This is a genomic window from Nitrospira sp. (assembly GCA_005116745.1).
GTDB lineage: Bacteria > Nitrospirota > Nitrospiria > Nitrospirales > Nitrospiraceae > Nitrospira_D.
Genome location: SWDS01000006.1, coordinates 512,339 through 537,426, shown reverse-complemented (window position 1 = coordinate 537,426; position 25,088 = coordinate 512,339). Strand labels below are relative to the sequence as shown.

Here is a 25,088-nt window from a genome sequence, read left to right as displayed (position 1 = left end):
CCTGAGAGTGAACGAGAACCTATCTCAAAATTGATTTTGAGAAGAGTCGGAACGAAGATCAGAACCTTGCAACATTGGATGCTATCGTCTGTTTCATCACTGCCTCATGGTGAAACACCTTCTTGTCTCGCGCTGTCTCAGGTGACGACCCAAATCTGGTCATACCATGTGTAATGATCAATTTTCCCGCAGAGGTGTAGAGGTCTGTCCTGTCTGGCACGACATGTGACATGTATTTTCAACGTGAGATACGTTCGAGACTCAGCCATAGAACAACCCGCGCTCAAAGGAGGCATTTATGAAATCTCTTCTATTACTCATCGAAGGTGACGATGAATTACGACCGGTTGTCAAGGAGCTTCAGGCCACGCCTGTGCCCGGGCCACAAAATCCGTTTGAAGGGACTCTATTCAATAAAACGAAGATCATTGCGGTAACCACCGGCGTTGGTCCCGAACAAGCCTATCGGGTGACCGCCGACGCGATCCGGCAATTCAACCCAGATTACGTGCTCTCTGCCGGAACCTGTGGCGCGTTGGTTCAGGGTCTCGAGGTGTCGGATTGGGTGGTGACAGGAGATGTGCGTGCGATTGGGAAGGCGAAGCAGCAATGGTCTACCCTCGAGACGCTTCGAGACAACGATGCGACCGCAGCGCCACGTCTCGGCCAAGCCCTCAAACAGACCCCACGGTGGCATGAAGGAAGATTGGTGACCGTGGCTGATGAACCAATCCATTGTGCCATGGCCAAGGCCGAGATCGCAGCGCTCCATGACGCGATTGCTGTGGACATGGAAAGTTATGGCATCGCACGGGCAGCCGTCGAGAATGGGCTTCCATGGGTTGTGGCGCGAGTCGTCGTCGATACCCCAGCCCTGCCCTTACCGGACTTCGGCGCCATGAACGTACGCACAGGGCGTCCTCCCCTTTCAGGCATCGCCAAATATGTCCTCATGAACCCCTTTGCGGGGCCCCAAAGATTACACGGATTATGGTCCCTGGTGCAGACCTACGCGTTTCACCTTGTCAGAATCTTGCCGGAATTCACCGATGGGTCGAGGGTCTCTGCCCCGAGAGAAGAGTGTCAACTCGTGTAGTCGCTCATCGCTCCACGATCTTTCTCAAGACCACCACCCTCGCCTGTCGATCACATGATCGTCGTCCAGGTCTGTGTGTCATGGGCTCCTGATCCACGGTGACCATGAGACTTCCTGTTCTGGCAGCCAGAATCCCTGCACCGCGAGGGGACTGATTCGTTTCTTCTCTTGGAAGAGAACGCGCATCGGGCCTACTGCCATGCATGCTGTGTGGCGCACGGCTCACATGACACATCTTTAGACACCACTCCTTTTCTGTTTCATATTGAGTCGGCTCCAAGTGAGAGCTCTCGCATTAATATTGAGCATTCCGCCTCTCTATGAAATAGTGTTGGAGCGGTGCGTGTCACGCCTATCTGGCTCCAGTCCCCCGCTTTACCAAATGTGGAGGTCTTACCTATGAAACGGATACTCACAGCTTGCCGACGTGCCGTGTGGCTACCGACCCTGCTGGTCCTGGTAACGGGCTGCGCCCACTCGACCATGCAAGGACGTTCGTCGCAGGAAGATCTCGGAATGGGAATCGTATCGGGAACATTGGGTGAACAACAACGTGTGGCCCTATGCACCGGAACACCATCCTCCATCTCGGTTATCGGTCACGTGCAAGCGGTGGAGGGCGGCGCGTACCTAATTCAGGACGCCCAGGGACAGGACATCCGTATTCCGCATGATGAAAATACCAAGATCGACCGACCAGCCCATGTGGGCGACCGCATTCAATCCTGGCTCGACCGCCAGGGCCGTGCCGTGCTGATCCGCAGCCTCGATGGAAATGGGCGGTAGCACTTTAAAACATGCTCTTGCAATTTCTAGCGGGATGTTCAGGCATGACCATTGATCTAACCCGCTTCAATCCTCTCGACCTGTGACGAATCGGTTCACACTGCACGATCACCGTGAATAGCGAGGTTCACGCAACCAACACATCTGGCTACTGATACGTACGCTTGCCTTGCCCACCTCGACCCTCTCATACGAGTCGAGCTTCCGCGTCGGCACTCATGGGCACCCAGGAGCTCATCCCCTCCTGGTGGAATGCCCTCGACAGACGAAAACACCGCTCGAACTCGTCACGAGAGCATCGCCGGAAGACTTGGTCGCCGAAGCGAGGCGACGACGACCGGCACATGACCGACCTCGGTCCATGACAGCACCGCCATCTCCGGCTCGACGCTGAACGATTGGAGCAGCCAGAGTGCACCGAGAAAGAGGGCAATGATGGCAGGCCAGATGGTCGAGAGGGCACCGATAACAAAGACGAACGTGATGGCCGACAATGTCAGCTGGAGCAACTGGCTCTTGGCTGTGATCATATGGTCCTCCCTCGTTCCCTAGCCCCTCGATTCATTCAGCGGGTCCCCCATATCTTCCACACTGCTCGATAAGCAAAGAGCGGGCCATGGTGAATCTACTTATAACGACTTGAATTTCCAACATTATGCTGTTGCCTGGAGAACTAACGCCTCACTGGGTGTATCTATCTCGATTCGCCGTGAGTATCCGAATAGATTCATCGCGGTGGGGATATCAGAGCAGATAGCCGAACACGCAGATGCTGATATTTAAGGGTAGACCATCGGACTGAGTGCCGTGGCTGCTTGACTGAGTCATGTCTTGCGCTCAGTAGACCTTCACGTGGAGCACTCTCGCGGCTTCGGGAGATACGGGTGATCGACGCGGCGGAGAGTTCGAGCTCATGCGTGATCCTGGCATCCGTTATACCCAGGACCACTAGATGTGGTGGGCTGACAGCCTGGAACACCTATTACTTTTTGTCCCTATCACGGCTCTCAACGAGATGCCCTGCAGGCCTTGCTGGGCACGACATTTAGTCAAAATCCTCAGTTGCAAAGCGCTGCTAGACGGCGTATAGGGTAGAGTAGGGCCTGTTGGTTCTACTTATCGATCGATAAGAGCGACCAGGGGCAGTTTCATGGTTTTTGGCTGATGTCGTTCCCCTGTTTCGTGACGGATTTTTCACGGTGTGAACGGGAACGGCTGTTGCCTCCATGGTCGACTTCAAAACTTGACTCCAGACAGCGGAGTCGCTGCAACTTCATCATTGAGTGAGGTGAGATATGATTATGAAGCTGGTCGCTTTCGCGTTTCTCTTCACCTTCATGGTCAATGGACAGGAATCGAGTCAGGCTGCGGCCACTCAGTCCATTGCCGACAGCCAGCCGACTGCGGTTCAATCGGACAATGGTCAACGTTCTCTTCTGGCCATGCTCGTCGGATTCTTGACCCCGACCGATGCTCGGCACGCTCAACAGGACTACGAGGCGGGCTCGTATGTTCACAAAGTCGACGGCGACGAGACGTCACTGGCTCCGTCAATTACGCCTATGACGTCGATTACGATCGACACACCCCAGAGCCAATCTTCTGAAGCAGAGAAGGAAACAGTCCGGCTGGAGCAACTCCTCGAACAGCTCACGGCTAAAGAGAAAGAGTTGTCCCTTCTGCGAGAGAAGACGACTGCGGCAGCGAATCAGGTGACCGTCGAAAAGACTCGCGCGGAAGCCTTGGAAGCGCAGCTGACCCAAAAGGAGCAGGAACTCGCAGGGCTCTGTACCCAACGGGACACCCACCAGTATATGTCGCAGGAGCTGAACCGGACACGAAGCAGCCTGGAGTTGGCCAGACAACAAGTCTTCGACATTGAGCGGCAATTTGCCACCAACAATGACCAGCTTGATACCGCGATGCAACGGATTGCCGACCTTGACCTGCAATTGGTGGCGAAAGAGCAGGAATTCCAGCTGGCCAAGGCCAACATGGATATGGAACTCGCCGCTCGCGACTCTCAGCTCGTGCAGGCGAAACGCCTACTCACGAGCCTAGGTAAGAGCTTGCCGAAACCGGTCAAACTGCCTTCCTACGCCAAGAATGCACTGCCTCAGCCAACCATCACGACGGCGCGTGCCACGACTGACCTCTCTCGGGTCAGCGAGAAGCTGGCGAGCGCCCTCCAGGACGAACTCAAACGAGGCACCGTGGTGTTAGAGCAGCGCGGCGACAAACTCACGCTCGCATTGTCGTCGGGTGAACTGTTTGGCATAGGACGAGTGACCATGACGGCGGCGGGAAACTCCTTAGTCAAGCGAATCGGCGTGGCCTTGCGTAAGTTCCGTCCCGAGAGCGTCGAAGTCGCCGGACATACCGACAGCATACCGGTCAAGTACAATCCTCGGCGGCCGTTTAAGGATAACGCTGAGCTTTCTCAGGCGCGCGCCGAAAATGCCGGCAAGGCGTTGGTTAAGGGAGGGTTAGGGGTCGACCGCGTTAGAGCTGTCGGGTATGCGGACGCACGGCCCATCGCGACCAACGATACGGAAGAAGGCCGGAGCAAGAACCGGCGGGTTGAGATTGTCGTGACCCAATCACCTCAGCCAATCGCCTCCACAGGTGAAACAGACGAGCAGGTTACACGCAACACTCGTGACACATCCCAATACAGTGGAATGGTCAAAAAAGTTTCGAATCGCTGATACTCAACAGACAACCATGTCGGCCTCTCATAGGCCGACATGGTTCGGTCGGTTTCCTACAAAGCTGCCCCTACCTGTTTAGAGTCCCGCCCTCTCTTGTATGTTCTGAAGGATATGTGAATCACCGCAATGTTTCCCATCTAAGCCACCACTTGAGGGCATGACGCACCCTGCAGTATTCTACACGCCAACAGGAAAATTGAGATGACTCCTACTCAAGCCGCAGCTGCCTTATTCAACGCTATGCCGCAACCTCTCACCGTGTCTCAGCTTGAGGAATACGGAGTCGAGGCATCGGAATCGACCTCCGGCCAGATCGCTCGCGAAATCTTGTCGTTAAATCTGTATTGGATCCTGGCTGCGGTGGATGCGCATATCCCCGCCAAGTACAGGGCCGCCATTACAGAGGCCCTGTTGGAGTCTGTCCGGAAGGCATGGTGGGAATCAGGGTGGTGCGGAGCTGGAACCTGGGACGAGTATCAACCGGAACTGAACGACCGGCAAACACACTATGCACGCCTGATCGATCAGGAAGGGATGAATCCCATGGGTGTTTGCGCGGAGACGGCGTCACTGATGGAGGATCAAGGCATCATTTCGCCGGAGGATCAAGCAAAGCTGCTCGTATTGCTGATCGACTATGCGCCAGCTTCGGAATACGGCAAGTTGCTCGAAGAGGTGGGATAAACTACACGCTCACAAATACCGGTGTGACAATACCTTGCCGCTGTCATCCAATTCGTAGAGAAGCGGCATGCCGGTCGGAATGTTGAGCTCCAACACCTCTTCCTTCGACAATTGCTCGAGTTCCATCACCAACGCACGAAGGCTGTTGCCATGCGCCGCAATGATGATAGTTTCCCCCTTCAATACACAGGGCTTGATCATCTTCTCATAATAGGGCAACGCGCGCTCAGCCGTATCCTTGAGGCTTTCTCCGCCAGGCGGTCTCACATCATAGCTCCGTCGCCAGATTTTTACTTGCGCATCACCGTACTGCTTGGCGGTTTCGGCCTTATTCAGCCCTTGAAGATCTCCGTACATCCGCTCGTTCAAGGCCTTGTCCTTCTCGATCGGGATGGTCGTTTGGCCAATGGCCTCCAAGACAAGTCTCAAGGTCTCATTCGCGCGAGTGAGCACCGATGTGAACGCCCGGTCAAAGCTAAACCCACGGAGCTTTTCACCAGCTTGTTTCGCTTCCTCAATCCCTTTGGGGGAAAGTGGGACATCAACCCACCCCGTGAAGCGATTTTCCAAGTTCCATTGCGACTCCCCATGCCGAAGCAAGACTAATCGAGCCATCGTAGATCCTTTATTATCAACCTGAACATCTCATCAGGGATCAAAGCATACTGAGTTGTCGCGCCAAGTCAAGCCTGTGACTGCAAGACCGCCTGTTTGGCCGGTCGACCGGGTGATTGCTCCACATCAGGTGGGCCTTCTTGCACCATCTTCGTCAACGTCGCCAGGAAGATAATGTAGAAAACCACACCGACCCAGATGACATAGGGCTGCACCCCGCCTGATTCCTTCAGTGCGGTTTCTTGCGCGGCAACATTCATCCGGCCGGCTTTCTTGATTTCACCGATGTGCTCATGGCAATGCCAAAAATACAGATAGTTCGCAGTCGCTCCCGCCATGACGCTCCACACGATGCCTGCTGAAAAATCTCCTGTGAGGTAGGTCGAGACCATCGGGCCGACCGCGTAGACGAACGCGTGCAGATACATCTTACGGTACAAAAACCACAGAAAGGAGATATAGAGAAAGGCCGGCCAGTTCCACGAAAGCGCAAACTTGGGCTGACCATTCGACGAAAATTTCTTAAACACGGTCAGGTAGTGGTCGGCGTTGGGACCGAGGAATTGGCGCCAGAGCGTGTCCTCGTTTTGAATCGGCTGAGCAGTGGACCTGTCAGTAGCGGTCTCTGCGGCAGTCGTGGCCTCAGCCAGCTTGGCTCCACACTGATGACAGAAATGGGCCTCGTCGGAGTTCTGTTGGCTGCACTGACTGCACATCATCATGGCGACGCAGCTTACCACACTCGGAACAGGAGGATACCACCTATCGCGTAATAGCTGATTGGAGAATGTCGTGCACGCGACTTCTGACAGTAATTTCCCGCTGCTCCGCTTATTGCTCTTCCCATTGCCCCTGTGCTAGCTTTTTCTTCTTTCTTAAGGGGATACGTCGTCATGCCGACCGAAGAACTGAAAGATGATGCCGCCAAATACCTGATGCAGACCTACACGCGCCAGCCGGTCTCGATTGTACGAGGGCGAGGGGCAAAGGTCTACGATTTGGAGGGGCGAGAGTACCTCGATTTCGTCGGCGGGATTGCCGTCAATATATTGGGGCATGGTCATCCTGACCTGGTTCAAGCCATCCAACGCCAGGCCGCCCAACTGATCCATACGTCCAACCTGTATTACACCGAACCACAAGTGAAGCTGGCGCGCCTGCTGGTGGACCATTCGTTCGCCGACCGCGTGTTTTTCTGCAACAGCGGAGCCGAAGCCAATGAAGCGGCGATTAAGCTGGCTCGACGGTACGGGCATGAGCGACATGGGCCTGATCGTTATGAAGTCATCACGATGAAGAATTCGTTCCATGGCCGCACGCTGGGCATGCTCACGGCCACGGGACAGGAGAAGGTCCAGAAGGGTTTCGAACCGCTGATGCCCGGGTTTGCCTATGCCCCGTTCAATGATTTCAGCGCGATCGAGTCCATGGTCAATGAGAAGACTGCGGCGATCATGCTGGAACCGATTCAGGCGGAAGGCGGCGTGCATGTGGCCGACCGGGATTATCTGAGGAGCCTGCGTGAGCTCTGTACACAGCAAGACATCTTGCTCATTTTTGATGAAATTCAAACAGGCATGGGTCGAACCGGCACCTTCTTCGCCCATGAGCAACTCGGTGTGAAACCCGATATCATGACTCTTGCAAAGGGTCTCGCCGGAGGAGTGCCGATCGGCGCCTGTCTGGCGAAAGAATCGGTGGCCGTAGCCTTTACGCCTGGCTCTCATGCATCGACATTCGGTGGGAACCCCTTGGCCTGTGCTGCGGCGCTGGCCGTCTGCCGGGTCCTGCTCGAAGGAAAAATACTGGATCAAGCCAAGCGCATGGGCGAATACTTGGCTAAAGGGTTGGCCGACTGCAAAGACCGCCATCGAATCGTAAAAGACGTGCGCGGGCTTGGTCTCTTGCAAGGTATGGAGTTGGAAGTCGATGCCCGAACGGTGGTGGCCGATGCACTCGCCCGTGGCGTGCTCATCAATGCGGCAACCGAGCGGGTACTGCGTTTTGTACCGGCCTTGGTGATCACACAGCCCGAGGTGGATAAGCTCATTGACCTCCTCGATATCCTGTTCAATCAACGCCAATCGGCGGGAAAAGATTCACACCACTGATGGCGCTCTCAGCCCGACAAAGAATACGCCGCACGCGCTATGCCAAGGACTTGCTCGACGTCGCGACGCTGTCACGACAGCAGGTCCTCGACTTATTGCGTTTGGCGACGTCTTTGAAGACAAAGCAGCGTCACGGCGCTCCACATCGGCTCCTGCCCGGGAAGACATTAGGATTGCTGTTTCAAAAACCGTCGACGAGGACGCGCGTGTCGTTCGAGGCGGGGATGAACCAGCTCGGCGGCCATGCGATGATCCTTCCCATGAGCGACATTCAACTCTCCCGCGGGGAGACGGTCTCAGACACAGCACGCGTCTTGTCTCGTTACCTAGACGGGATCGTGATCCGTACCTATGACCATGCGATTGTTGAAGAGTGGGCGACAGAAGCCACGATGCCGGTGATTAACGGGCTGACCGACCATAGCCATCCTTGTCAGGCGTTGTCCGACTTGATGACGATTCAAGAGATCAAGGGCCGGCTCAAGGGACTCAGCCTGGCCTACATCGGCGATGGAAACAACGTGGCCAACTCGCTCATCGAAGCAGGGGCGAAGGTCGGCATGCGCGTCGTGATCGGATGCCCGTCCGGCTATCAGCCGGATCAGCGGGTGATCGATCGTGCGAGAATGGAAGGGCACACCACCGGTGCGTCCATCGAGGTGCTGGAGAATCCTCTCGTTGCCGTGAAAGAAGCCGATGTGGTGTATACCGACGTATGGATCAGCATGGGCCGCGAGCGGGAGCAGGCTCGACGATTGCGGACGCTCGCCCCCTATCAGCTGAACAAGCGATTGCTGCAACGGGCGAAACCCGACGCCATCGTCATGCATTGCTTGCCGGCTCATCGCGGAGAAGAGATTACGGCGGATGTACTGGACGGCCCACAGTCCGTCGTCATCGATCAAGCAGAAAATCGCCTGCATATGCAGAAGGCAATCTTGACCCAACTGCTCAACCAGAAGACACATACCGAGTAGGATCCACCATGAAGCCAACATCGATCAAGAAAATCGTCCTGGCCTATTCCGGCGGACTGGATACATCCGTCATCCTCAAGTGGCTGCAAGAAACCTATCAGGCCGAGATCATCGCGTTCTGCGCCGACCTCGGCCAGGGCGAAGACCTCAAGGCCGTCAAGGTCAAGGCACAGGCGCTCGGCGTCAAGAAGGTCTATGTCGAGGATCTCCGTGAGACCTTCGTCAAGGACTATGTGTTCCCGATGTTGCGAGGAAATGCGATGTACGAAGGTTGTTACCTCCTGGGGACGTCGATCGCTCGCCCGCTGATCGCTCGTCGTCAGGCTGAAATTGCGCTCAAAGAGGGCGCCGAAGCGGTGTCGCACGGCTCCACAGGGAAGGGCAACGACCAGGTGCGCTTCGAGTTGACCTACATGGCCCTCGCGCCGAATCTCAAGATTATTGCGCCTTGGCGGGAATGGACCATGCGATCCCGGCGTGAATTGATCGAGTATGCCGATCGCCACGGCATTCCGGTGACCGCGACCAAAGCCAAACCCTACAGCACAGACCCAAATCTGTTTCATATTAGTTATGAAGGCGGCATTCTGGAGGACCCCTGGAAATCACCACCGGATGAAATATTCCAGCTGACTGTTTCGCCGGAGAAGGCCCCGAACAAGCCATTGGAAGTGGAGATCGCGTATCAAGCCGGCAATCCCGTCGCAGTCGATGGCAAGAAAATGAGTCCTGCGACCTTACTTGCCCATCTCAATAAACTAGGTGGCGCACACGGGATCGGCCGGGTCGATTTGGTGGAAAACCGCTACGTTGGGATGAAGTCTCGCGGTGTGTATGAAACGCCGGGAGGGACGATTCTACACGTGGCTCATCGCGGACTTGAATCCCTGACGATGGACCGCGAGGTCCTTCACTTCCGCGACAGTTTGATCCCACGATTTGCGGATCTGATCTACAACGGATATTGGTTCAGCCCTGAGCGCGAAATGATACAGACCGCTATCGATGAGGCACAAAAAGACGTCAGCGGCATCGCACGGGTCAAACTCTATAAGGGAAGCTGCACCCTAGCAGGACGTAAATCGAAACAGTCACTCTATCGACTCGACATCGCCACCTTCGAGGAAGATGAGGTGTATAACCAGAAGGACGCAGAAGGCTTCATCCGGCTGAATGCCTTGCGGCTGAAGATTCGCGCACAGAGAAAGAAAGCCTCGTCCTGATGGCCAAGCGCAGGAATGCTCAGACGTCAGTCGGCGGTGCTGGAAAGGCCTGGGACGGTCGGTTTCGAGAGAAGACCGACCAATTGGTCGAAGCGTTTACCAGGTCGGTGACCATCGATAGTCGGCTCTATGGCGAAGACATCACCGGGAGCATCGCCCATTGCAAGACACTCGAGAAGGCCCGGGTCCTCACACGGACAGAAACGCGTGCCATCGTGCGCGGGCTGGAATCAGTGAAGCAGGAGCTGGACCGCGGCCAATTCGCTTTCTCCCCTCACGACGAAGATATTCACATGGCGATTGAGCGACGGTTGACCGAAATGATCGGCCCATTGGGAGGCAAGCTTCACACGGGGCGCAGCCGGAATGACCAGGTAGCATTGGATATTCGACTGTACCTGCGCACACAGCTGGATGAGCTGCACGGACAATTAACTGACTTTCAACGCGTGCTGGTGGCGCAGGCCGCTGCGAACCGCACCCTCATGATGCCCGGGTATACTCACTTACAACGTGCCCAGCCGGTCCTCTTTGCGCACCACCTATTGGCCTACGTGGAGATGCTCGAACGAGACAAGGGCCGACTCCGCGATGCAAGAGGCCGGCTCAATGTCATGCCGCTGGGGTCCGGCGCCTTGGCGGGCACGAACTATCCGGTAAACCGGCGATACACCGCTGAACTGCTGGGCTTTCCTGCCGTCACCCTGAACAGCATGGATGCGGTTTCTGACCGTGATTTCATGATCGAAGTGGCCTCCGCCCTCTCGATTGTGATGATGCATTTGTCTCGGCTCAGCGAAGAATTGATTGTGTGGGCCTCACAGGAATTTCAGTTCGTTGATCTGCCGGACGCCTTCTGCACAGGAAGCAGCATGATGCCGCAGAAGAAGAACCCAGACATCCCTGAGTTGGTCCGAGGAAAGACCGGACGCGTCTACGGCCACCTCGTCAATCTGCTGACCCTGCTCAAGGCTCTGCCGTTAAGTTACAATCGAGATTTGCAAGAAGACAAACCGGCGCTCTTTGACGCCCTTGATACCGTAGCGGCCTCGCTCCAAGTGATGACGGAATTGATGCGCCGACTGACAGTCAACGGAGAGGCCCTCACGCGAGCGTTGCAAGGGGGTGGCCTACTCGCGACAGAACTGGCTGACTACTTGGTCATGAGAGGCGTGCCTTTTCGCGAAGCCCACGGGATCACCGGACGGATCGTACGGGCGGCGCTTGATGGTGGACGTGACATCACGGATTTTTCGCTGAAAGAGTTACAAGCATTTTGTGAACGGATCGATAAGACGGTATTTGCTTGGCTGACGACCGTCGCGGCAATCGATCATAAGGGACAAATCGGCGGGACCGCCCGAGGGCGAGTTGAGCAGCGGATCAAAGAGCTTGAGCGATTACTGTCATGAGAGCATTCCTCGTAATCGCATCGGCAGGGCTTCTGATTTCTTGCGGGGTGGTGGGAACACCGGTCGCCCCGGAACTCATCGGAGTTGCGCCTACGATCGCCAAACAGAAACGGCAACATGCCATCGAGGCAGAGCGGCAGGCAACAGAGTCGGCTGAACCGGACCCTACCCTGGGAGGCCATGAGACGGACCTCCCTCCATCGCAGCCGATCGGAATACGATAAGCGGTGTTGGGCCTGAGACTATCGGATTAACACTAGGAACTAAGCGATGAATAGTTTTGAGTACCACCACGGTGAATTGTATTGTGAACAGGTACCCGTCAGCCGCATGGCGAATGAACTCGGCACTCCCTGCTATATCTATAGCCATGAGACACTCGTCCGGCATTTCCACGCCTATGACAGTGCCTTCAAGAATATCCCGCACGTCATCGCGTTTGCGATGAAGGCCAATTCCAATCTGGCCATCCTTCGCCTGATGGCCAAGGAAGGCAGCGGCGCGGACATCGTGTCGGGCGGCGAGCTGTTCCGAGCCCTCAAAGCCGGGGTGCCTGCTTCCAAAATCGTGTTTGCCGGCGTCGGTAAATCGCCGGATGAAATCCGCGACGCGCTGAAGGCCGATGTTCTCATGTTCAATGTTGAGTCGTCGGCTGAGATTCATGCAATCAACGAGGTCGCGGCGTCGGTCGGGAAAAAGGCGCGCATCGCGTTGCGGATTAATCCGGACGTGGATCCCAAAACCCACCCCTACATCTCGACGGGGATGAAGAAGAGCAAATTTGGCATCGCGTCGGATCGCGCGCTGGAAGAATACAAGATGGCGTCCTCTCTGGACCATATTGACGTCGTCGGTGTCCACGCCCACATCGGCTCGCAGTTGACGGAGGTGACGCCGTTCGTCGATTCGCTGAAGAAGGTCGTGACGCTCATCCATACACTGAAAAGCCAGGGCATCACCATCCGCTACCTGAACATCGGAGGCGGACTCGGTATTACCTATTCCGAGGAGAAGCCCCCTTCGCCCCAAGACCTGGCAAATGCGATTTCGCCGCTTGTCAAAGATTTGGGGTTGACACTGGTCATGGAACCCGGACGCGTCATCGTGGGCAACGCTGGCATCCTGGTGACCAAGGCATTGTACGAGAAGGCCGGTGAGACGAAGCACTTCGTGATCGTCGACGCCGCCATGAACGATTTACTTCGGCCCAGCCTGTACGGCGCCTACCACGAAATTCGTCCAGTGAATGAAGACGCCCTCCATCGGACCAGACAGACAGTGGACATTGTTGGGCCGGTCTGTGAATCGGGTGATTTTCTGGCCAAGGATCGATCGCTGCCTAGCACCAAGCCTGGTGAGTTGTTGGCAGTCATGAGTGCGGGAGCGTATGGCTTTGTGATGGCGTCGAATTATAACTCTCGACCCCGCGTACCGGAAGTGCTCGTCAAGGGTGGAGAGTTTCACGTGATTCGCGAGCGAGAAACATACGACGACCTCGTACGCGGCGAGAGAATTCCGTCCTTCCTCAACGAAACGGAGTGAGTATGTTTACTGGATCTCTTGTCGCAATTGTGACGCCATTTCGACAGGGCAAGGTCGACGAGCGCGCCTTGGCCGAGTTGATCGAATGGCAGATCGCCAATGGCACCAACGGCATTGTCCCCTGTGGAACCACTGGTGAATCGGCTACCCTTTCTCATAGCGAGCATACTCGGGTGATTGAGTTGACGGTTGAGGTGGTCCGTCGTCGGGTACCCGTGATTGCCGGAACGGGTTCGAATAGCACAGAAGAAGCCATCACCCTCACAAAACATGCAAAGCAGGCCGGAGCTGACGGCGCGTTGCTTATTACTCCCTACTACAATAAGCCGACCCAGGAAGGACTCTATCGACACTACAAGGCGATTACAGAGGCCGTGGACCTCCCCATAATCCTGTACAATATCCCCGGTCGTACTGGGGTCAACATGCTCCCCTCAACGATCACCAGACTCTCAGCCATTCAGACAATCGTTGGAGTCAAGGAAGGGAGTGGCTCGGTCCAACAGGCCTCAGATATCGTGCAGATGTGCGGTGACCGCCTAACCGTGCTAGCCGGCGACGACTCCCTCACGTTACCGATGATGGCAGTCGGCGGAAAGGGCGTGATTACCGTAACCGCCAATATCGTACCGATGGAAATGGCCGCTCTTGTGAAGGCCTTTGCCGAGGGACGAATTGATGAAGCGCGACGGATTCACTTTAAGCTCTCTCCCCTCTTTGCCGCGTTGTTCTATGAGACCAATCCCATTCCGGTCAAAGAAGCGTTAGGACTCATGAGAAAGATTGACCCAGAATTGCGCTTACCACTCTGCCCAATGGCACAGGACACACGAGAGAAATTGATTCGCGTCCTCAAGGATGCGGCGTTGGTCTAACTTAATCAAGATCTAGGTATACGACAAGATGATCAAGATCATTGTAGCGGGTGCAGCCGGCCGAATGGGTTGCCGACTAGTGTCACTAATCCGAGATTCAACGGCTTTGACATTGGCAGGGGCCTTAGAGGGGACAGGGCATCCGGCGTTGGGTGAAGATGCGGGCGAGACTGCAGCCTCAGGTCGTGCCGGCATTCCCATCACGGATGATCTCTCCATCCTGATGGAGCGAGGGGAGGCTGTGATCGATTTTTCATCGCCCTCGGCGACACTGGAACATATGCGGATCGTTGCTCGCCATCGACGGGCCATGGTTATCGGAACCACAGGATTTTCGGCTGTTCAACTCGATGAGCTGAGGTTGCTGGCCCAGCAAATTCCCTGTGTCTTTTCTCCGAACATGAGTGTTGGGATCAACCTAATCTGCAAAGTCATCGGCGAAATGGCCAGAACGCTTGGGGACGAGTACGACATCGAAGTGATTGAAGCCCACCACCGGCTGAAAAAGGACGCGCCGAGCGGCACGGCCCTCAAGATTGCTGAAGTCCTCGCCCGTTCGGTGAGCCGAAACTTGGACCAAGTCGGAGTCTATGCCCGCAAGGGACTGATCGGAGAACGAACGAAAACAGAAATCGGGATACAAACTATTCGCGCCGGTGATATCGTCGGCGACCATACGATTCTGTTTGGTGGCATGGGGGAACGAATCGAGGTCACCCATCGGGCCAGTAGCCGGGATACGTTCGCCATCGGAGCCCTGCGAGCCGCCAGGTGGGTCGTCCGCCAACCGCCTGGTTTATACGATATGATGGATGTTTTGAACCTTCGTTGAGCATCTTCCAACTGCGCTTCGGCATCGATCCACTTGATGCCTACGCCTTCAATGAATGCACGGGTGAGATGCAGCCATGCAACACCCTCCCCCAGGATATTCGGGTATGCTGTGGCTCACTGAAGTAGGGAGTGCTTCTAGCTGACGACTTTGAATCCGTTACCGATTCTGAGGGAAGAAGGAATGGGCCATGACGCCAGAATTCATGGCTCGCTTCTGCCTAGCCACTGCTGTTCAAAGAGTAGCCACCGATGGCTACCTCCAGAGCAGCCCATTCCCCACAGTAAGCTAGAAGGCGCTGAGATCAAATCTGACCTCACAACCTTCCCACTCGTCAGTAGGTAGTGGTTTGGAGTCTGACAGGAAGGGATTAGTGACGAGCCGTAATCGGTCGAGGTTCCTGGTCCGCTGCTTTCCGACGACCACAGTTCAAACAGGCAAACACAGTGATCGCAAGCCCGGCGTCCAAATCCACCGCCCGTTCCGGTAACATCGCACCATGGCATTTATCGCATGTCTTCATGGTCGGCACTGTAGCACCATAGAATTGAGAAACCAATACTCCTGAAGTACTGGATGGCACTGACAAGAGTCCCAATGAGACCTAGTATCGTAGGCCATTTGCGCATTATTCATCGGTCTGATTTACGATCTGCAACAGGTCTATTCTTGACAGGCCTACCCTACTCGCATAGGATTGTGGTCCACAATTGGATATCCCACTATGTATAGATTAATCCTAGCTATTTTGCTTTTCACAGCCCTCTACTTCCTGCTCCGACAAATATTTCGTGGATTCAACAAGCCGATTGAGGATGGCCAGAAGAAATCGCCTGTACCAGTCCAAGATGAAGAACAAGATCAGATGGTCGAGGATCCAGTGTGCCACATATTCGTCCCAAAGCGAATCGCCGTGATCGAGACAATCGGTACCCGTGAGTACTGTTTTTGCGGCCCGGAGTGTGCGGCGAGGTTTCGGAGTGAGCACCCCGTCTAACAGATGTATTTAGACGCTACCTGAACTTGTTATCGTGGAAGAAATACGCCAGTAGTTTCAACAATAAGTTGGCTAGCAGCCAGAGTAGGTGTAGTCAGAAAGTTTCTCCTCTTTGTCAAACTTGAGGGTGATCTGACATTGATTGGGAGAGAAATTAAAGAATGGAGGTCCTGATTTTCCGCCAGCGATACGATAGTAGGTCCAGGTCTCTCCACCAAAAAACCTGGAGGCCTTGCCGTCTGGAGAACCCCAGTTCTTTTCGAACCAGCCTTTATCTTTTCCTTGAAGCTCGGCCGGTTTCAGCGATGCCTCAAGATAGGGGTTCTTCCCTGAACAGCCTGGAATGATCAGGGAGAAAAGCAGCAACCAGACAAATCGTTGCATCATGATAGCTCCTCTAAGGCCAATGGGTACTGTGAGCCGCAAAATTCTATCCCCCGCCCGAAAGCCTGTCAAACTTTCGTATCAACTTCTTGCAGTGACGTTGAGTTCTCCATAGAATGACCGATAATAGAGAGTATCACCTCACGATCTCTTCGCTAGGAAAGGGACCATTATGAAAATCTATCTCGATACAGCCAACGTCAAGGAAATCCATGAAGCGGCAAGCCTCGGATTACTCGATGGCGTGACCACGAATCCTTCCCTGGTCGTCAAGGAGGGCCGAAGTTTCAGGGAAATGCTGGAAGAAGTCTGCAAGATTGTGGATGGACCGATCAGCGCTGAGGTTGTGAGTGTGGAAGCTGACGCCATGGTGAAGGAAGGTAAAGAGCTCGCCAAGATCCACAAGAACATCGTGGTCAAGTGCCCGCTGATTCCAGAAGGCCTCAAAGCCACGAAGCGCCTGGCGGCCGAGGGAATCAAAGTGAACGTGACCCTCTGTTTTTCACCGACACAGGCACTGCTGGCGGCCAAAGCTGGCGCCTGGTGCGTCTCGCCTTTTATCGGACGGCTCGACGATATCAGCACAAACGGCATGGAGCTCATTCGACAAATCTTAACGATCTATAAAAACTATGACTACAAGACCTTGGTATTAGTGGCAAGCGTGCGCCATCCGCAGCACGTCGTCGAGGCGGCATTAGCAGGCGGTCACATCTGCACAATGCCCTACAGTGTGTTTCAAATGCTCTTCAAACATCCACTGACCGATGCTGGGCTGAAGAAGTTTTTGGACGACTGGAAGGCGAAGGGGCAGCAGTAGTAGTTGTCTAGTGGGGGTGAGCTCCGCATTCGGCGGACGCTCACCCCCCACTCTTCTTTCAAACTGACGATAAATACCTGCTTAGGTTCTAACTCCAAGTGCAACACGACCGGCCCAACTGGGCTAAGGTTTGACGCACGTCCAGCCGAGGTGGCGACCCGCACGGTGCCCGGCCACTGGGAAGGCGACCTCCTCAAGGGGGCTCGCAATACGTCGGCCATCGGTACGCTGGTCGAGCGGACGACGCGCCTGGTCATCCTAGCTCGGATGGAGGGGACGGATGCGACGAGTGCCCGCCAGGGCTTCACGAAGACACTCCGGCACGTACCCGCCGCACTGCGCAAAACCCTGACGTACGATCGGGGCAAAGAGATGGCCGAGCATGAGCAGTTGGCTCAGCGGCGTGCGCTTCAGATCTTTTTTGCCGATCCGCATAGTCCCTGGCAACGCGGCACCAACGAGAATACCAACGGGTTGCTGCGCCAGTACTTGCCGAAGGGCACGGACTTGTCGGGCTACACGCAGCGCGAGTTGAACGCCATTGCCCATCGGCTGAACACGCGCCCGCGAAAATGTCTTAATTTTGCGACGCCCCTGGAAGTTTATGCGGAACTCCGCTCCCATTCACCCGTTGCACTTGGAACTTGAAACCGCCCTGTTAATACACGCCTACACTACGCCGAGTCGATTTCTTTTCTCGCCCTCTGAAACACCGAGTGAAACATCGAGCGAGTCAATTTCCCGGTAAACGTATTTTGCTGGCTGGGGTGATAGGAACCCAGCAGTATCACGCCCCAGGGTAAGCGATAGACGACTCCATGGCCAAATTTTTGGACTGGCGCTGGCATAGCGTGCCCTTGTGCCCGACAGGTCTTGAGGTAGTGGTCGAAGGCGATCTTTCCTAGCGCAATCACCACACGATGATTTTTCAGGAGACGAACTTCATCCTGTAAAAATTGGCTGCAGCGTTGAAACTCATCGGGCGCAGGTTTGTTCTCCGGCGGTGCGCACCGCACGGTTGCACCAATGTAACAATCCGTCAATGATAGGCCATCTTCTTGGTGTGTCGACAAGGCCTGGTTGGCAAATCCATACCGATACAGGGCGTCATACAACCAGTCCCCACTCCGATCACCGGTGAAGACACGGCCTGTCCGATTCCCCCCATGTGCCGCAGGAGCCAGTCCAAGCACATAGAGCCGAGCTTGGTGATCTCCGAAGCCAGGAACCGGCCGCCCCCAGTAGGTCCAATCACGATATTGCTTCCGTTTCTGCCGTGCAATCCCCTTCCGATAAGTGACCAACCGAGGACAGGCCGTGCAATCAGTGATAGTCTTGTTCAGAACGGTCAAGGCTCGCATATGGGGGAAGAGTGTAACACGGACAGGCCCCTTTGCTTGCTGGTGATGAAGTGAGCTGTTACCATAGTTTTGCATTTTGTGACGGCTTGTATCTGGATGCACTAGAGGAGTTCGAGAATGATCATCCGTGGTATGCAGTCCTTGCTTTCTATAGTTGGAATCGGCTTCATAATCCTGTCAATGTGTCCTCCAGCTCTTGCCACATCAGAAACAGCAGATCATGGTGGCCACAAATCAGACGTGGAGAAGGATTTGCTCTTGCCGGATCTGTTGGATTCACAACCCGAACCAGAAGACCGTCTGGTTATTTTGCCGGAAATCAAACGCGAGGGAGAACGGTACTTTCTAAGTTCATTTAAGCTGCCCGATAAGATCACATTTGCAGGCGTGTCGGTTCCCTTGGATAACTGGCAAGTGAGAGAGCGGATCGAGTACGAGTTCTATCAGTTTTTGGAAGATCAAGGGGAAAGCATCATTCTTGCCAAACGGACTGGACGGTGCTTCCCTCCTGCAGAAAAACAGTTGGCTGATGCCGGGTTGCCGGACGACCTCAAGTACATGTTGCTGGTCGAGAGTAAATGCATTTCCGCCGCCTACTCGAAAGCAAAAGCATCAGGTCCCTGGCAGTTCATCCCATCCACAGGGCGCCGATACCGCCTGAAGAGCGACGCCGTCCGAGATGAACGTCGCAATCTCGAAATGTCGACCGAAGCAGCCGTGAAATACCTCAAGTACCTCAAAGACTTTCAGGAGAATGATTGGTTCATGGCCATGGCCTCCTACAATGCCGGCGAGGAACGAGTCCGCAAGCTGCTCAAAGAGCAAAACATTGCCGACTATTGGAAGATGCATGGCCCACGCGAGACGATGCGGTATGTCCCTCGTATCATCGCCGCGAAGGAAATCTACTCCCAGCCGGAGAAGTATCTTGGATTGACCAAGAAGGACCTCTATATACCGCTTGAGACCGAAACCATCACAGTCAATGTCAAGGAATCCCAGCGCGCGTTGACCTCAATCGCCGAAGAGTTTGGCACCTACCTGCTTGAGCTCAAGATGCTAAATCCCGAGTTTAAGAAAGATCTGCTCCCTCATGGCACCTATCAAATTCGTGTGCCTCGGCAGACCTGTCCTAGCCGCTGCTTCAAACAAGAAAAGACCCCGTAACGCTCTTGCTATGCGACTTCGCCTCTCCTCCTCTCCGGCACGGCCACTTCTTCACAGGCTGATCGCCGCAGGACTGAGTACTGCCGATCCCTACCACGCCCTGCTCAAACACGTCGCGCTTACTCGCCACTCCCTGCGTGTGGGCCGTCGCACCTACAACCTTTCACACATTGACCGTATTGTCGTGGTCGGTGCCGGCAAGGCTTCGGCAAGAATGGCACAAGCATTAGAGACTGCACTGGGGCCAAGGCTGGACGATGGACTTGTCATCGTCAAAACAGGTCACACCCTCGCGACCAAACGGATCACTATCCTCGAAGCCAGCCATCCAATTCCCGATCGTGCGGGTCTGCACGCAACTCAACGGCTTCTGCGTCTGACACAATGTCTGACGCCTCGAGATCTGCTGATCGTGCTCCTGTCCGGAGGTGCATCGAGCCTGCTCCCGGCTCCAGTCGCTGGTGTGACGCTGCCTGATAAGCAGCGCACGACGCGCCTGCTGCTTCACAGCGGTGCAACCATCAACGAAATGAACGTCGTGAGAAAACATTTGTCATTGATCAAAGGAGGCGGGCTAGCCGCGTCAACACGGGCGAAGATTGTGACCCTCCTGCTTTCAGACGTCATCGGCGATGATCTCGGTTCCATCGGCTCGGGACCGACAGCGGGCGACCTCTCGACATTCGCGGACGCAGTGGGCGTGTTGCAGCGATATCGAAGCTGGCGTGCCGTACCCGAGGCCGTACGCCGCTACTTGGACCGAGGGCGAAAAGGAGATGCTACAGAAACTCTGAAGCCTGGGTCACGACGATTGCGCAGCGTGCAGCATCACATCATCGGGAACAACCGGATCATGCTGGAAGCCGTCGCGCGCGCCGCACAACAGGCGGACCTCCACACGAAGTTCGTCTCCCACCCCATCACGGGAGAAGCGCGCGTGGCAGTGAAGCAGTTGACGGACCTCGCCAAGGCGATTACCGAAGGGCATGGCATCTTGAAACGCCCCTGTTGCGTGGTGGCGGGAGGCGAGACCACCGTGACAGTCACGGGCCGTGGGAAGGGTGGGCGTGCCCAGGAGTTCGCCGCTTCTGCGGCATTGGAGATCGCCGGTCTCCCCAATACATGGATCGTAGCCCTAGGCACCGATGGAACCGACGGCCCCACCGATGCAGCCGGGGCGATTGTCACTGGATGCACCGTCGCACGAGCAAAGAAACTCGGCATTGATCTCCGCGCCTCCTTAGATCGGCATAATACCTACCCTGCTTTGAAAGCTCTTGGATGTCATATCCATACCGGCCCGACAGGAACCAACGTGAACGACCTTTACCTTCTCCTCCTGCTCTAGCTACTATGCCGGGCTATGACCCGTCCCATCGTCCTTCCCTTGTCTCAGTGTACCGATCTCAATCTTGTGGGAGGCAAGGCCATTGGACTCGCTCGCCTCATTACAGCCGACTTCTCTGCTCCTCAAGGATTTTGCATCACAACAGAGGCCTATACACAGAGCCTGCATGCGTCAGGGTTTATTGAGCATGAGGAGTGGCAGAAAGCCTATGCATTATCAGGAAACGAGCGAGCGTCGGCGCTGGCCGACTGCCAGATTCGCATTGGACGGATAGAGACTTCCCAACTTGCCGCTCACTGTCTGACTGCGCTCCAAGGTCTTCATCAGCCGCCAAACACTCGCTGGGCCGTCCGGTCATCAGCCACGAATGAGGATATGGCGCATACCAGCTTCGCTGGGCTCTATCGCACACACCTTGGCGTGGCTCTCTTCGATATTGATGCTGCGATCAAAGACCTCTGGGCCTCGCTCTGGGAAGAACGAGTGGTGAGCTACCAGGTTCGGCAAAGCACCCACACGGCGCCAAGAATGGCGGTGGTGGTCCAACCGATGGTCGAAGCGCAATCGGCCGGAGTCGCCTATTCCATACATCCCGTGACTGGACGATCGAATCAGGTGACGATTAACGCCGTACCAGGACTCGCAGCACCACTGGTCGACGGCACGGTCAAGCCGGACCAGTATGTCGTAGAAGTGACCGACGAAGGACAACCGATTCGGGTTCGTCGGCGCATACTTGCCCGTAAGTTCGAGCGGCTATTGGTTTCGAGTGATGGACTGCGCACTGATCCCCTCAGTGGAGCGGCCACACTCCAATCGTCACTCACTGATGTTCAGCTCTTTTCCCTCGCCGAGACAGCCAAACACATCGAACGGTCCTTCGGACAGCCAATGGATCTCGAATGGGCGTTTGATACCCGACAATTGTGGATCGTGCAGGCCAGACCGATTACCGCCATTCGCCCTTCCTCCGATCTCACCAATGATGACTGCGAGTGGTCGCGCGCGAATTTCAAAGAGACGCTGCCTGAACTGCCGAGCCTGCTGAGCCTCTCCTTTCTTGAGCGGTTCATGGACGCCTACATCCTCTCGCACTATCGAAGACTTGGATGCCGTATCCCCGACGGGCTCACGTCAGTCCGTGTGCTCAAAGGGCGCCCTTATCTAAACGTCACGCTTTTCCATATCCTCGTCGCTCAGCTTCGTGGAGACCCCTCCATGAATACCGAACAGATGGGCGGTGAGCCACTACAGACCGTGCCACAGGTCCAACCACTCAGTGGGTCAGCCTTTGTCCGCGCGGGTTGGATGGTGTGGGCAGAGATGCGACGGGTGGAACGATCTGGTCCGCGTCTGTTTGAGGAAATGAAGGCGCTGGCCGCAACGTATCGTCGTGATCACATTCTGCACCTCTCGGTAGAGAAACTAGTGATCGAGCTCGACAAGCTTGGTCTCTGGCTAGAGGGCCGTGAAGTCACGTTCGGTATTGCCGGGGGAGTCGGGCAATGCCTACAGATTTTCAGCCAGCACTTACCTCACTGGCTTGGTCCAGACTGGAGAGGTCTACTGAATGCTGCCCTCCAAGGACAAGGGACCGTCATCAGCGCCCAGCAGATTCTCCGGCTCGCTGAGCTTACGGACATCGCCAGAGATGAAGCAGTGGTGAACGCATTTCTGATATCTGAACCATGGAACCCATCGACGTTTCGGATAGCTCTCGCCAGCACCAGGTTTCTGCGCACCTTTGATAGATACCTTGAAGATTATGGCCATCGCGCGGTTGGCGAATCGGATGTGATGTCTCCGCGTCTCGCCGATAACCCGGAATCGATCCTCGCTATCTTGCGATCCCAACTCATCTCCACCGCTCCTTCTCAGGAAACCATTCGCTCACGCCAAGACGAGACCAGAACCACTGCGCTGGATCAGATCAAACGGCAAATTGGCTGGCGTCTGGACAGATGGGCCCTGTTCTTGTGGTGGTACCGTAGATTGGGCCGGTTCTTTGCTCTGCGTGAAGCGAACCGGCACCACCTGATGTATTACTCAATCGCGATTCGCACCCTCTTGTTGCGCCTCGGAGAACTGCTGGTCGAGCGGGGCCAGCTCAACCACCGTGACGATATCTTTTTCTTGACGATCAGCGATCGAGCTGACCTGTTGGCTGGAAGCACACGTGACTGGAAAACTGAGATTCGAGCACTGCGAACTGAGCACGAACACAACGCACAACTTGAAGTTCCTGACACGATCTGCGACTGGGAAACGGCAAGCGAACGGACCATAACCTCTGATAAATCTGAACAGATCGGCATCCTGTCGGGCATGCCGATTAGCGTGGGAACCGTGGCAGGTCTCGTTCGCACGATCCGTTCAACGGCAGATTGGGGCAAGGTGAGAGCGGGGGAGATTCTGGTAGTCTCCGTTATCGATCCAGGCTTGGCTCCTCTCTTCGGTCTTGCTGGAGGCCTGATCGCGGAAATGGGCGGTACGCTGTCTCACGGAGCCATTATTGCGCGCGAATATGGACTCCCAACTATCGTCAATGTCGCAGACGCTATGACACGACTGGCTGATGGGATGCAGGTCTCAATTGATGCCGGATTAGGGACCATTCGTATAGAGCCATTTCCATAACTTGCCATTGACTAGAGCTGATCGATCCAGGCCTTCTGCTCCTTGACGTTTTTCAATTCCTTGCGTAGTCTTCGCTCAAATTGTGAGTCTTCACGCTATATGTAGCAGTTCATTGCAGTGGGACTGGTGACATGGATCAATCGCTCATTGACATCATCCCCCTCTCTATCGGTTTCGGAGCAGGACTGCTCCTAGGCGGGGTGTTTGCCGGGCTGTGGATCACCAGTCGTCTCCGACCTCAAGCTCAACGGGCTGAAGCAATGGTGGATGAGCTGCGACGGCAGATAGACCAAGAACGAGACGCGATTGCTTCTCTCCGCCACGAGTTGTCCGACGCTCAACACGCACGGGTCACTGCGGAAACCAGAATGGAGAACGCCGCTCGCCAGCTCACAGACCAGAAAGTCCTCATTGATCACACACGTCAAGAACTCATGGGGTCGTTCCAAGCTCTATCCGGCGAAGCGTTGAAGCAAAATAACGAGGCATTCTTGAAGCTCGCCGCCGTGTCGTTTGAAAGCCTTCACGTCAAAGCAGAGGGTGACTTGGCGCAACGGCAGCAGGCTGTCGATGCGCTGGTCCGCCCACTTCAAGAATCCCTGCAACGCTACGATGAACAGTTGCGCTTATTGGAGCAATCTCGGCAGTCGGCCTACGGTGGATTGGATCAACATTTGAAGTCGCTAGCGGAATCGCAGCAACGGTTGCAGCTGGAGACTGGAAACTTAGTCAAGGCCTTGCGGGCTCCGACCGTGCGAGGCCAATGGGGCGAATTGACGCTGAAACGAGTCGCCGAATTGGCAGGCATGGTCGACCACTGTGATTTTATCGAACAACCGTCTGTCACGGGCGACGATGGGCGCTTCCGACCGGATATGGTCGTACAGTTGCCTGGCGGACGCCAAATTATCGTGGATGCGAAGACCGTGCTGTCTGCGTACCTTGATGCCCATGAAGCCCAGAGCGAGACCCAACAGCTGGAAGCCTTGCGTCGCCACGCAGCTCAAGTGAAGAGCCGTATGGATGAGTTGTCGCTGAAAGCGTACTGGACGCAGTTCGACCGTGCACCGGAATTTGTCGTGCTGTTTCTCCCAGGTGAGCAATTCCTCGGTGCGGCGCTGGACCAGAACCCCCGGCTCATTGAAGAGGGATTCGCAAACGGAATCGTGTTGGCGACTCCAGCAACACTCATTGCGTTACTCCGTGCAGTCGCCTACGGCTGGCGCCAAGAACGAATGACCGCCCATGCAGAAGAAGCTGGTCGGTTAGGAAAAGAACTGTATGAACGCATGGCGGTGCTGGCTGAACATATGAACGACGTGGGCCAGGCTCTTGGGAAAAGCGTATCGGCGTATAACCGAGCCGTCGGTTCTCTGGAAACACGCATTCTTCCCGCAGCTCGGCGTTTCAAAGAATTGGGCGTCTCGTCGGATCGGGATATCCCGGTGCTGGAGTCGATGGAAGTGGTTCCGCGTAAGACCTTGCCGTTTGATATTGAATGAAGGAGCAG

General features: G+C 55.4%; 23 protein-coding genes and 1 pseudogene. 19 read left to right on the top strand and 5 right to left on the bottom strand.

Translation table 11 applies throughout. The features are described 5' to 3' along the window. The first annotated feature begins 298 nt into the window (after window positions 1-298). Both E8D52_08320 and E8D52_08315 read left to right on the top strand, forming a co-directional pair. Complete coding sequence (locus E8D52_08320; protein ID TKB68974.1) at window positions 299-1,096, top strand: hypothetical protein; 798 nt, start codon at window positions 299-301, stop codon at window positions 1,094-1,096. A 399-nt stretch (window positions 1,097-1,495) separates the two neighbouring features. Beyond that, entirely contained in the window at window positions 1,496-1,882 is a 387-nt protein-coding gene (locus E8D52_08315; GenBank protein ID TKB68973.1) for a hypothetical protein, read from the top strand. A 287-nt stretch (window positions 1,883-2,169) separates the two neighbouring features. Here E8D52_08315 and E8D52_08310 read toward each other — a convergent pair whose 3' ends face one another. Continuing rightward, a complete protein-coding gene (locus tag E8D52_08310) occupies window positions 2,170-2,412 on the bottom strand; it encodes a hypothetical protein (GenBank protein TKB68972.1) in 243 nt (80 codons plus the stop codon). Window positions 2,413-3,177: 765 nt separating this feature from the next. Between E8D52_08310 and E8D52_08305 the strand changes: the two genes are divergently transcribed. Together E8D52_08305 and E8D52_08300 are read left to right on the top strand one after the other, a co-directional pair. Then, window positions 3,178-4,590, top strand: a complete 1,413-nt coding sequence (locus E8D52_08305) for a hypothetical protein (GenBank protein TKB68971.1) — start codon at window positions 3,178-3,180, stop codon at window positions 4,588-4,590. Window positions 4,591-4,794: 204 nt separating this feature from the next. Beyond that, window positions 4,795-5,277, top strand: a complete 483-nt coding sequence (locus tag E8D52_08300) for a hypothetical protein (protein TKB68970.1) — start codon at window positions 4,795-4,797, stop codon at window positions 5,275-5,277. A 9-nt stretch (window positions 5,278-5,286) separates the two neighbouring features. Here the strand turns inward: E8D52_08300 and E8D52_08295 are convergent, their stop codons facing one another. Beyond that, window positions 5,287-5,892: a 2,3-bisphosphoglycerate-dependent phosphoglycerate mutase gene (locus E8D52_08295; protein ID TKB68969.1), complete on the bottom strand. Its 606-nt coding sequence runs from the start codon at window positions 5,890-5,892 to the stop codon at window positions 5,287-5,289. 68 nt (window positions 5,893-5,960) lie between these two features. Then, entirely contained in the window at window positions 5,961-6,614 is a 654-nt protein-coding gene (locus E8D52_08290) for a DUF2628 domain-containing protein (protein ID TKB68968.1), read from the bottom strand. A 171-nt stretch (window positions 6,615-6,785) separates the two neighbouring features. Between E8D52_08290 and E8D52_08285 the strand changes: the two genes are divergently transcribed. The 9 genes from E8D52_08285 to E8D52_08245 all read left to right on the top strand — a co-directional run bounded on the left by E8D52_08285 (window position 6,786) and on the right by E8D52_08245 (window position 15,861). Next, window positions 6,786-8,003 (top strand): acetylornithine transaminase, encoded by a 1,218-nt coding sequence (locus tag E8D52_08285; protein ID TKB68967.1) that lies wholly within the window; start codon window positions 6,786-6,788, stop codon window positions 8,001-8,003. Then, window positions 8,003-8,980: an ornithine carbamoyltransferase gene (gene argF / locus E8D52_08280; GenBank protein TKB68966.1), complete on the top strand. Its 978-nt coding sequence runs from the start codon at window positions 8,003-8,005 to the stop codon at window positions 8,978-8,980. The genes E8D52_08285 and argF overlap by 1 nt, the downstream gene beginning before the upstream one ends. Before the next feature lie 8 nt (window positions 8,981-8,988). Further along, window positions 8,989-10,203 carry an argininosuccinate synthase gene (locus E8D52_08275; protein ID TKB68965.1) on the top strand — a complete coding sequence of 405 codons (1,215 nt, stop codon included), beginning with the start codon at window positions 8,989-8,991 and terminating at the stop codon, window positions 10,201-10,203. Further along, on the top strand, window positions 10,203-11,615 hold the full coding sequence (gene argH, locus E8D52_08270; protein TKB68964.1) for an argininosuccinate lyase: 1,413 nt from the start codon (window positions 10,203-10,205) through the stop codon (window positions 11,613-11,615). Before E8D52_08275 ends, argH begins: the two co-directional genes overlap by 1 nt. Further along, entirely contained in the window at window positions 11,612-11,839 is a 228-nt protein-coding gene (locus tag E8D52_08265; protein ID TKB68963.1) for a hypothetical protein, read from the top strand. Before argH ends, E8D52_08265 begins: the two co-directional genes overlap by 4 nt. Before the next feature lie 46 nt (window positions 11,840-11,885). Continuing rightward, window positions 11,886-13,157: a diaminopimelate decarboxylase gene (lysA, locus tag E8D52_08260; protein TKB68962.1), complete on the top strand. Its 1,272-nt coding sequence runs from the start codon at window positions 11,886-11,888 to the stop codon at window positions 13,155-13,157. Between the two features lie 2 nt (window positions 13,158-13,159). Continuing rightward, window positions 13,160-14,032, top strand: coding sequence for a 4-hydroxy-tetrahydrodipicolinate synthase (locus E8D52_08255; protein TKB68961.1), 873 nt, complete (start codon window positions 13,160-13,162; stop codon window positions 14,030-14,032). A gap of 28 nt (window positions 14,033-14,060) precedes the next feature. Continuing rightward, window positions 14,061-14,864, top strand: a complete 804-nt coding sequence (gene dapB, locus E8D52_08250; GenBank protein ID TKB68960.1) for a 4-hydroxy-tetrahydrodipicolinate reductase — start codon at window positions 14,061-14,063, stop codon at window positions 14,862-14,864. Between the two features lie 724 nt (window positions 14,865-15,588). Beyond that, window positions 15,589-15,861: a hypothetical protein gene (locus E8D52_08245; protein TKB68959.1), complete on the top strand. Its 273-nt coding sequence runs from the start codon at window positions 15,589-15,591 to the stop codon at window positions 15,859-15,861. A gap of 72 nt (window positions 15,862-15,933) precedes the next feature. On the opposite strand, the gene E8D52_08240 is transcribed toward E8D52_08245, so the two are convergent. Beyond that, on the bottom strand, window positions 15,934-16,248 hold the full coding sequence (locus E8D52_08240) for a hypothetical protein (GenBank protein ID TKB68958.1): 315 nt from the start codon (window positions 16,246-16,248) through the stop codon (window positions 15,934-15,936). A gap of 169 nt (window positions 16,249-16,417) precedes the next feature. On the opposite strand from E8D52_08240, the gene fsa reads away from it, so the two are divergent. After that, a complete protein-coding gene (gene fsa / locus E8D52_08235) occupies window positions 16,418-17,065 on the top strand; it encodes a fructose-6-phosphate aldolase (protein TKB68957.1) in 648 nt (215 codons plus the stop codon). A 135-nt stretch (window positions 17,066-17,200) separates the two neighbouring features. Beyond that, window positions 17,201-17,713: pseudogene (locus E8D52_08230) on the top strand (IS30 family transposase). Between the two features lie 26 nt (window positions 17,714-17,739). On the opposite strand, the gene E8D52_08225 reads toward E8D52_08230, so the two are convergent. Continuing rightward, entirely contained in the window at window positions 17,740-18,426 is a 687-nt protein-coding gene (locus E8D52_08225; protein ID TKB69449.1) for a uracil-DNA glycosylase, read from the bottom strand. A 117-nt stretch (window positions 18,427-18,543) separates the two neighbouring features. On the opposite strand from E8D52_08225, the gene E8D52_08220 reads away from it, so the two are divergent. From E8D52_08220 to rmuC, 4 genes are all read left to right on the top strand, one after another. Continuing rightward, window positions 18,544-19,593: a lytic transglycosylase domain-containing protein gene (locus E8D52_08220; protein TKB68956.1), complete on the top strand. Its 1,050-nt coding sequence runs from the start codon at window positions 18,544-18,546 to the stop codon at window positions 19,591-19,593. Between the two features lie 10 nt (window positions 19,594-19,603). After that, window positions 19,604-20,941, top strand: a complete 1,338-nt coding sequence (locus E8D52_08215) for a glycerate kinase (protein TKB68955.1) — start codon at window positions 19,604-19,606, stop codon at window positions 20,939-20,941. A 15-nt stretch (window positions 20,942-20,956) separates the two neighbouring features. Next, the gene (locus tag E8D52_08210) at window positions 20,957-23,578 is read left to right on the top strand and encodes a hypothetical protein (GenBank protein TKB68954.1); all 2,622 of its coding nucleotides are present in this window, start codon (window positions 20,957-20,959) and stop codon (window positions 23,576-23,578) included. Between the two features lie 131 nt (window positions 23,579-23,709). Further along, window positions 23,710-25,080 carry a DNA recombination protein RmuC gene (gene rmuC, locus E8D52_08205; protein TKB68953.1) on the top strand — a complete coding sequence of 457 codons (1,371 nt, stop codon included), beginning with the start codon at window positions 23,710-23,712 and terminating at the stop codon, window positions 25,078-25,080. The last annotated feature ends 8 nt before the right edge of the window (window positions 25,081-25,088 follow it).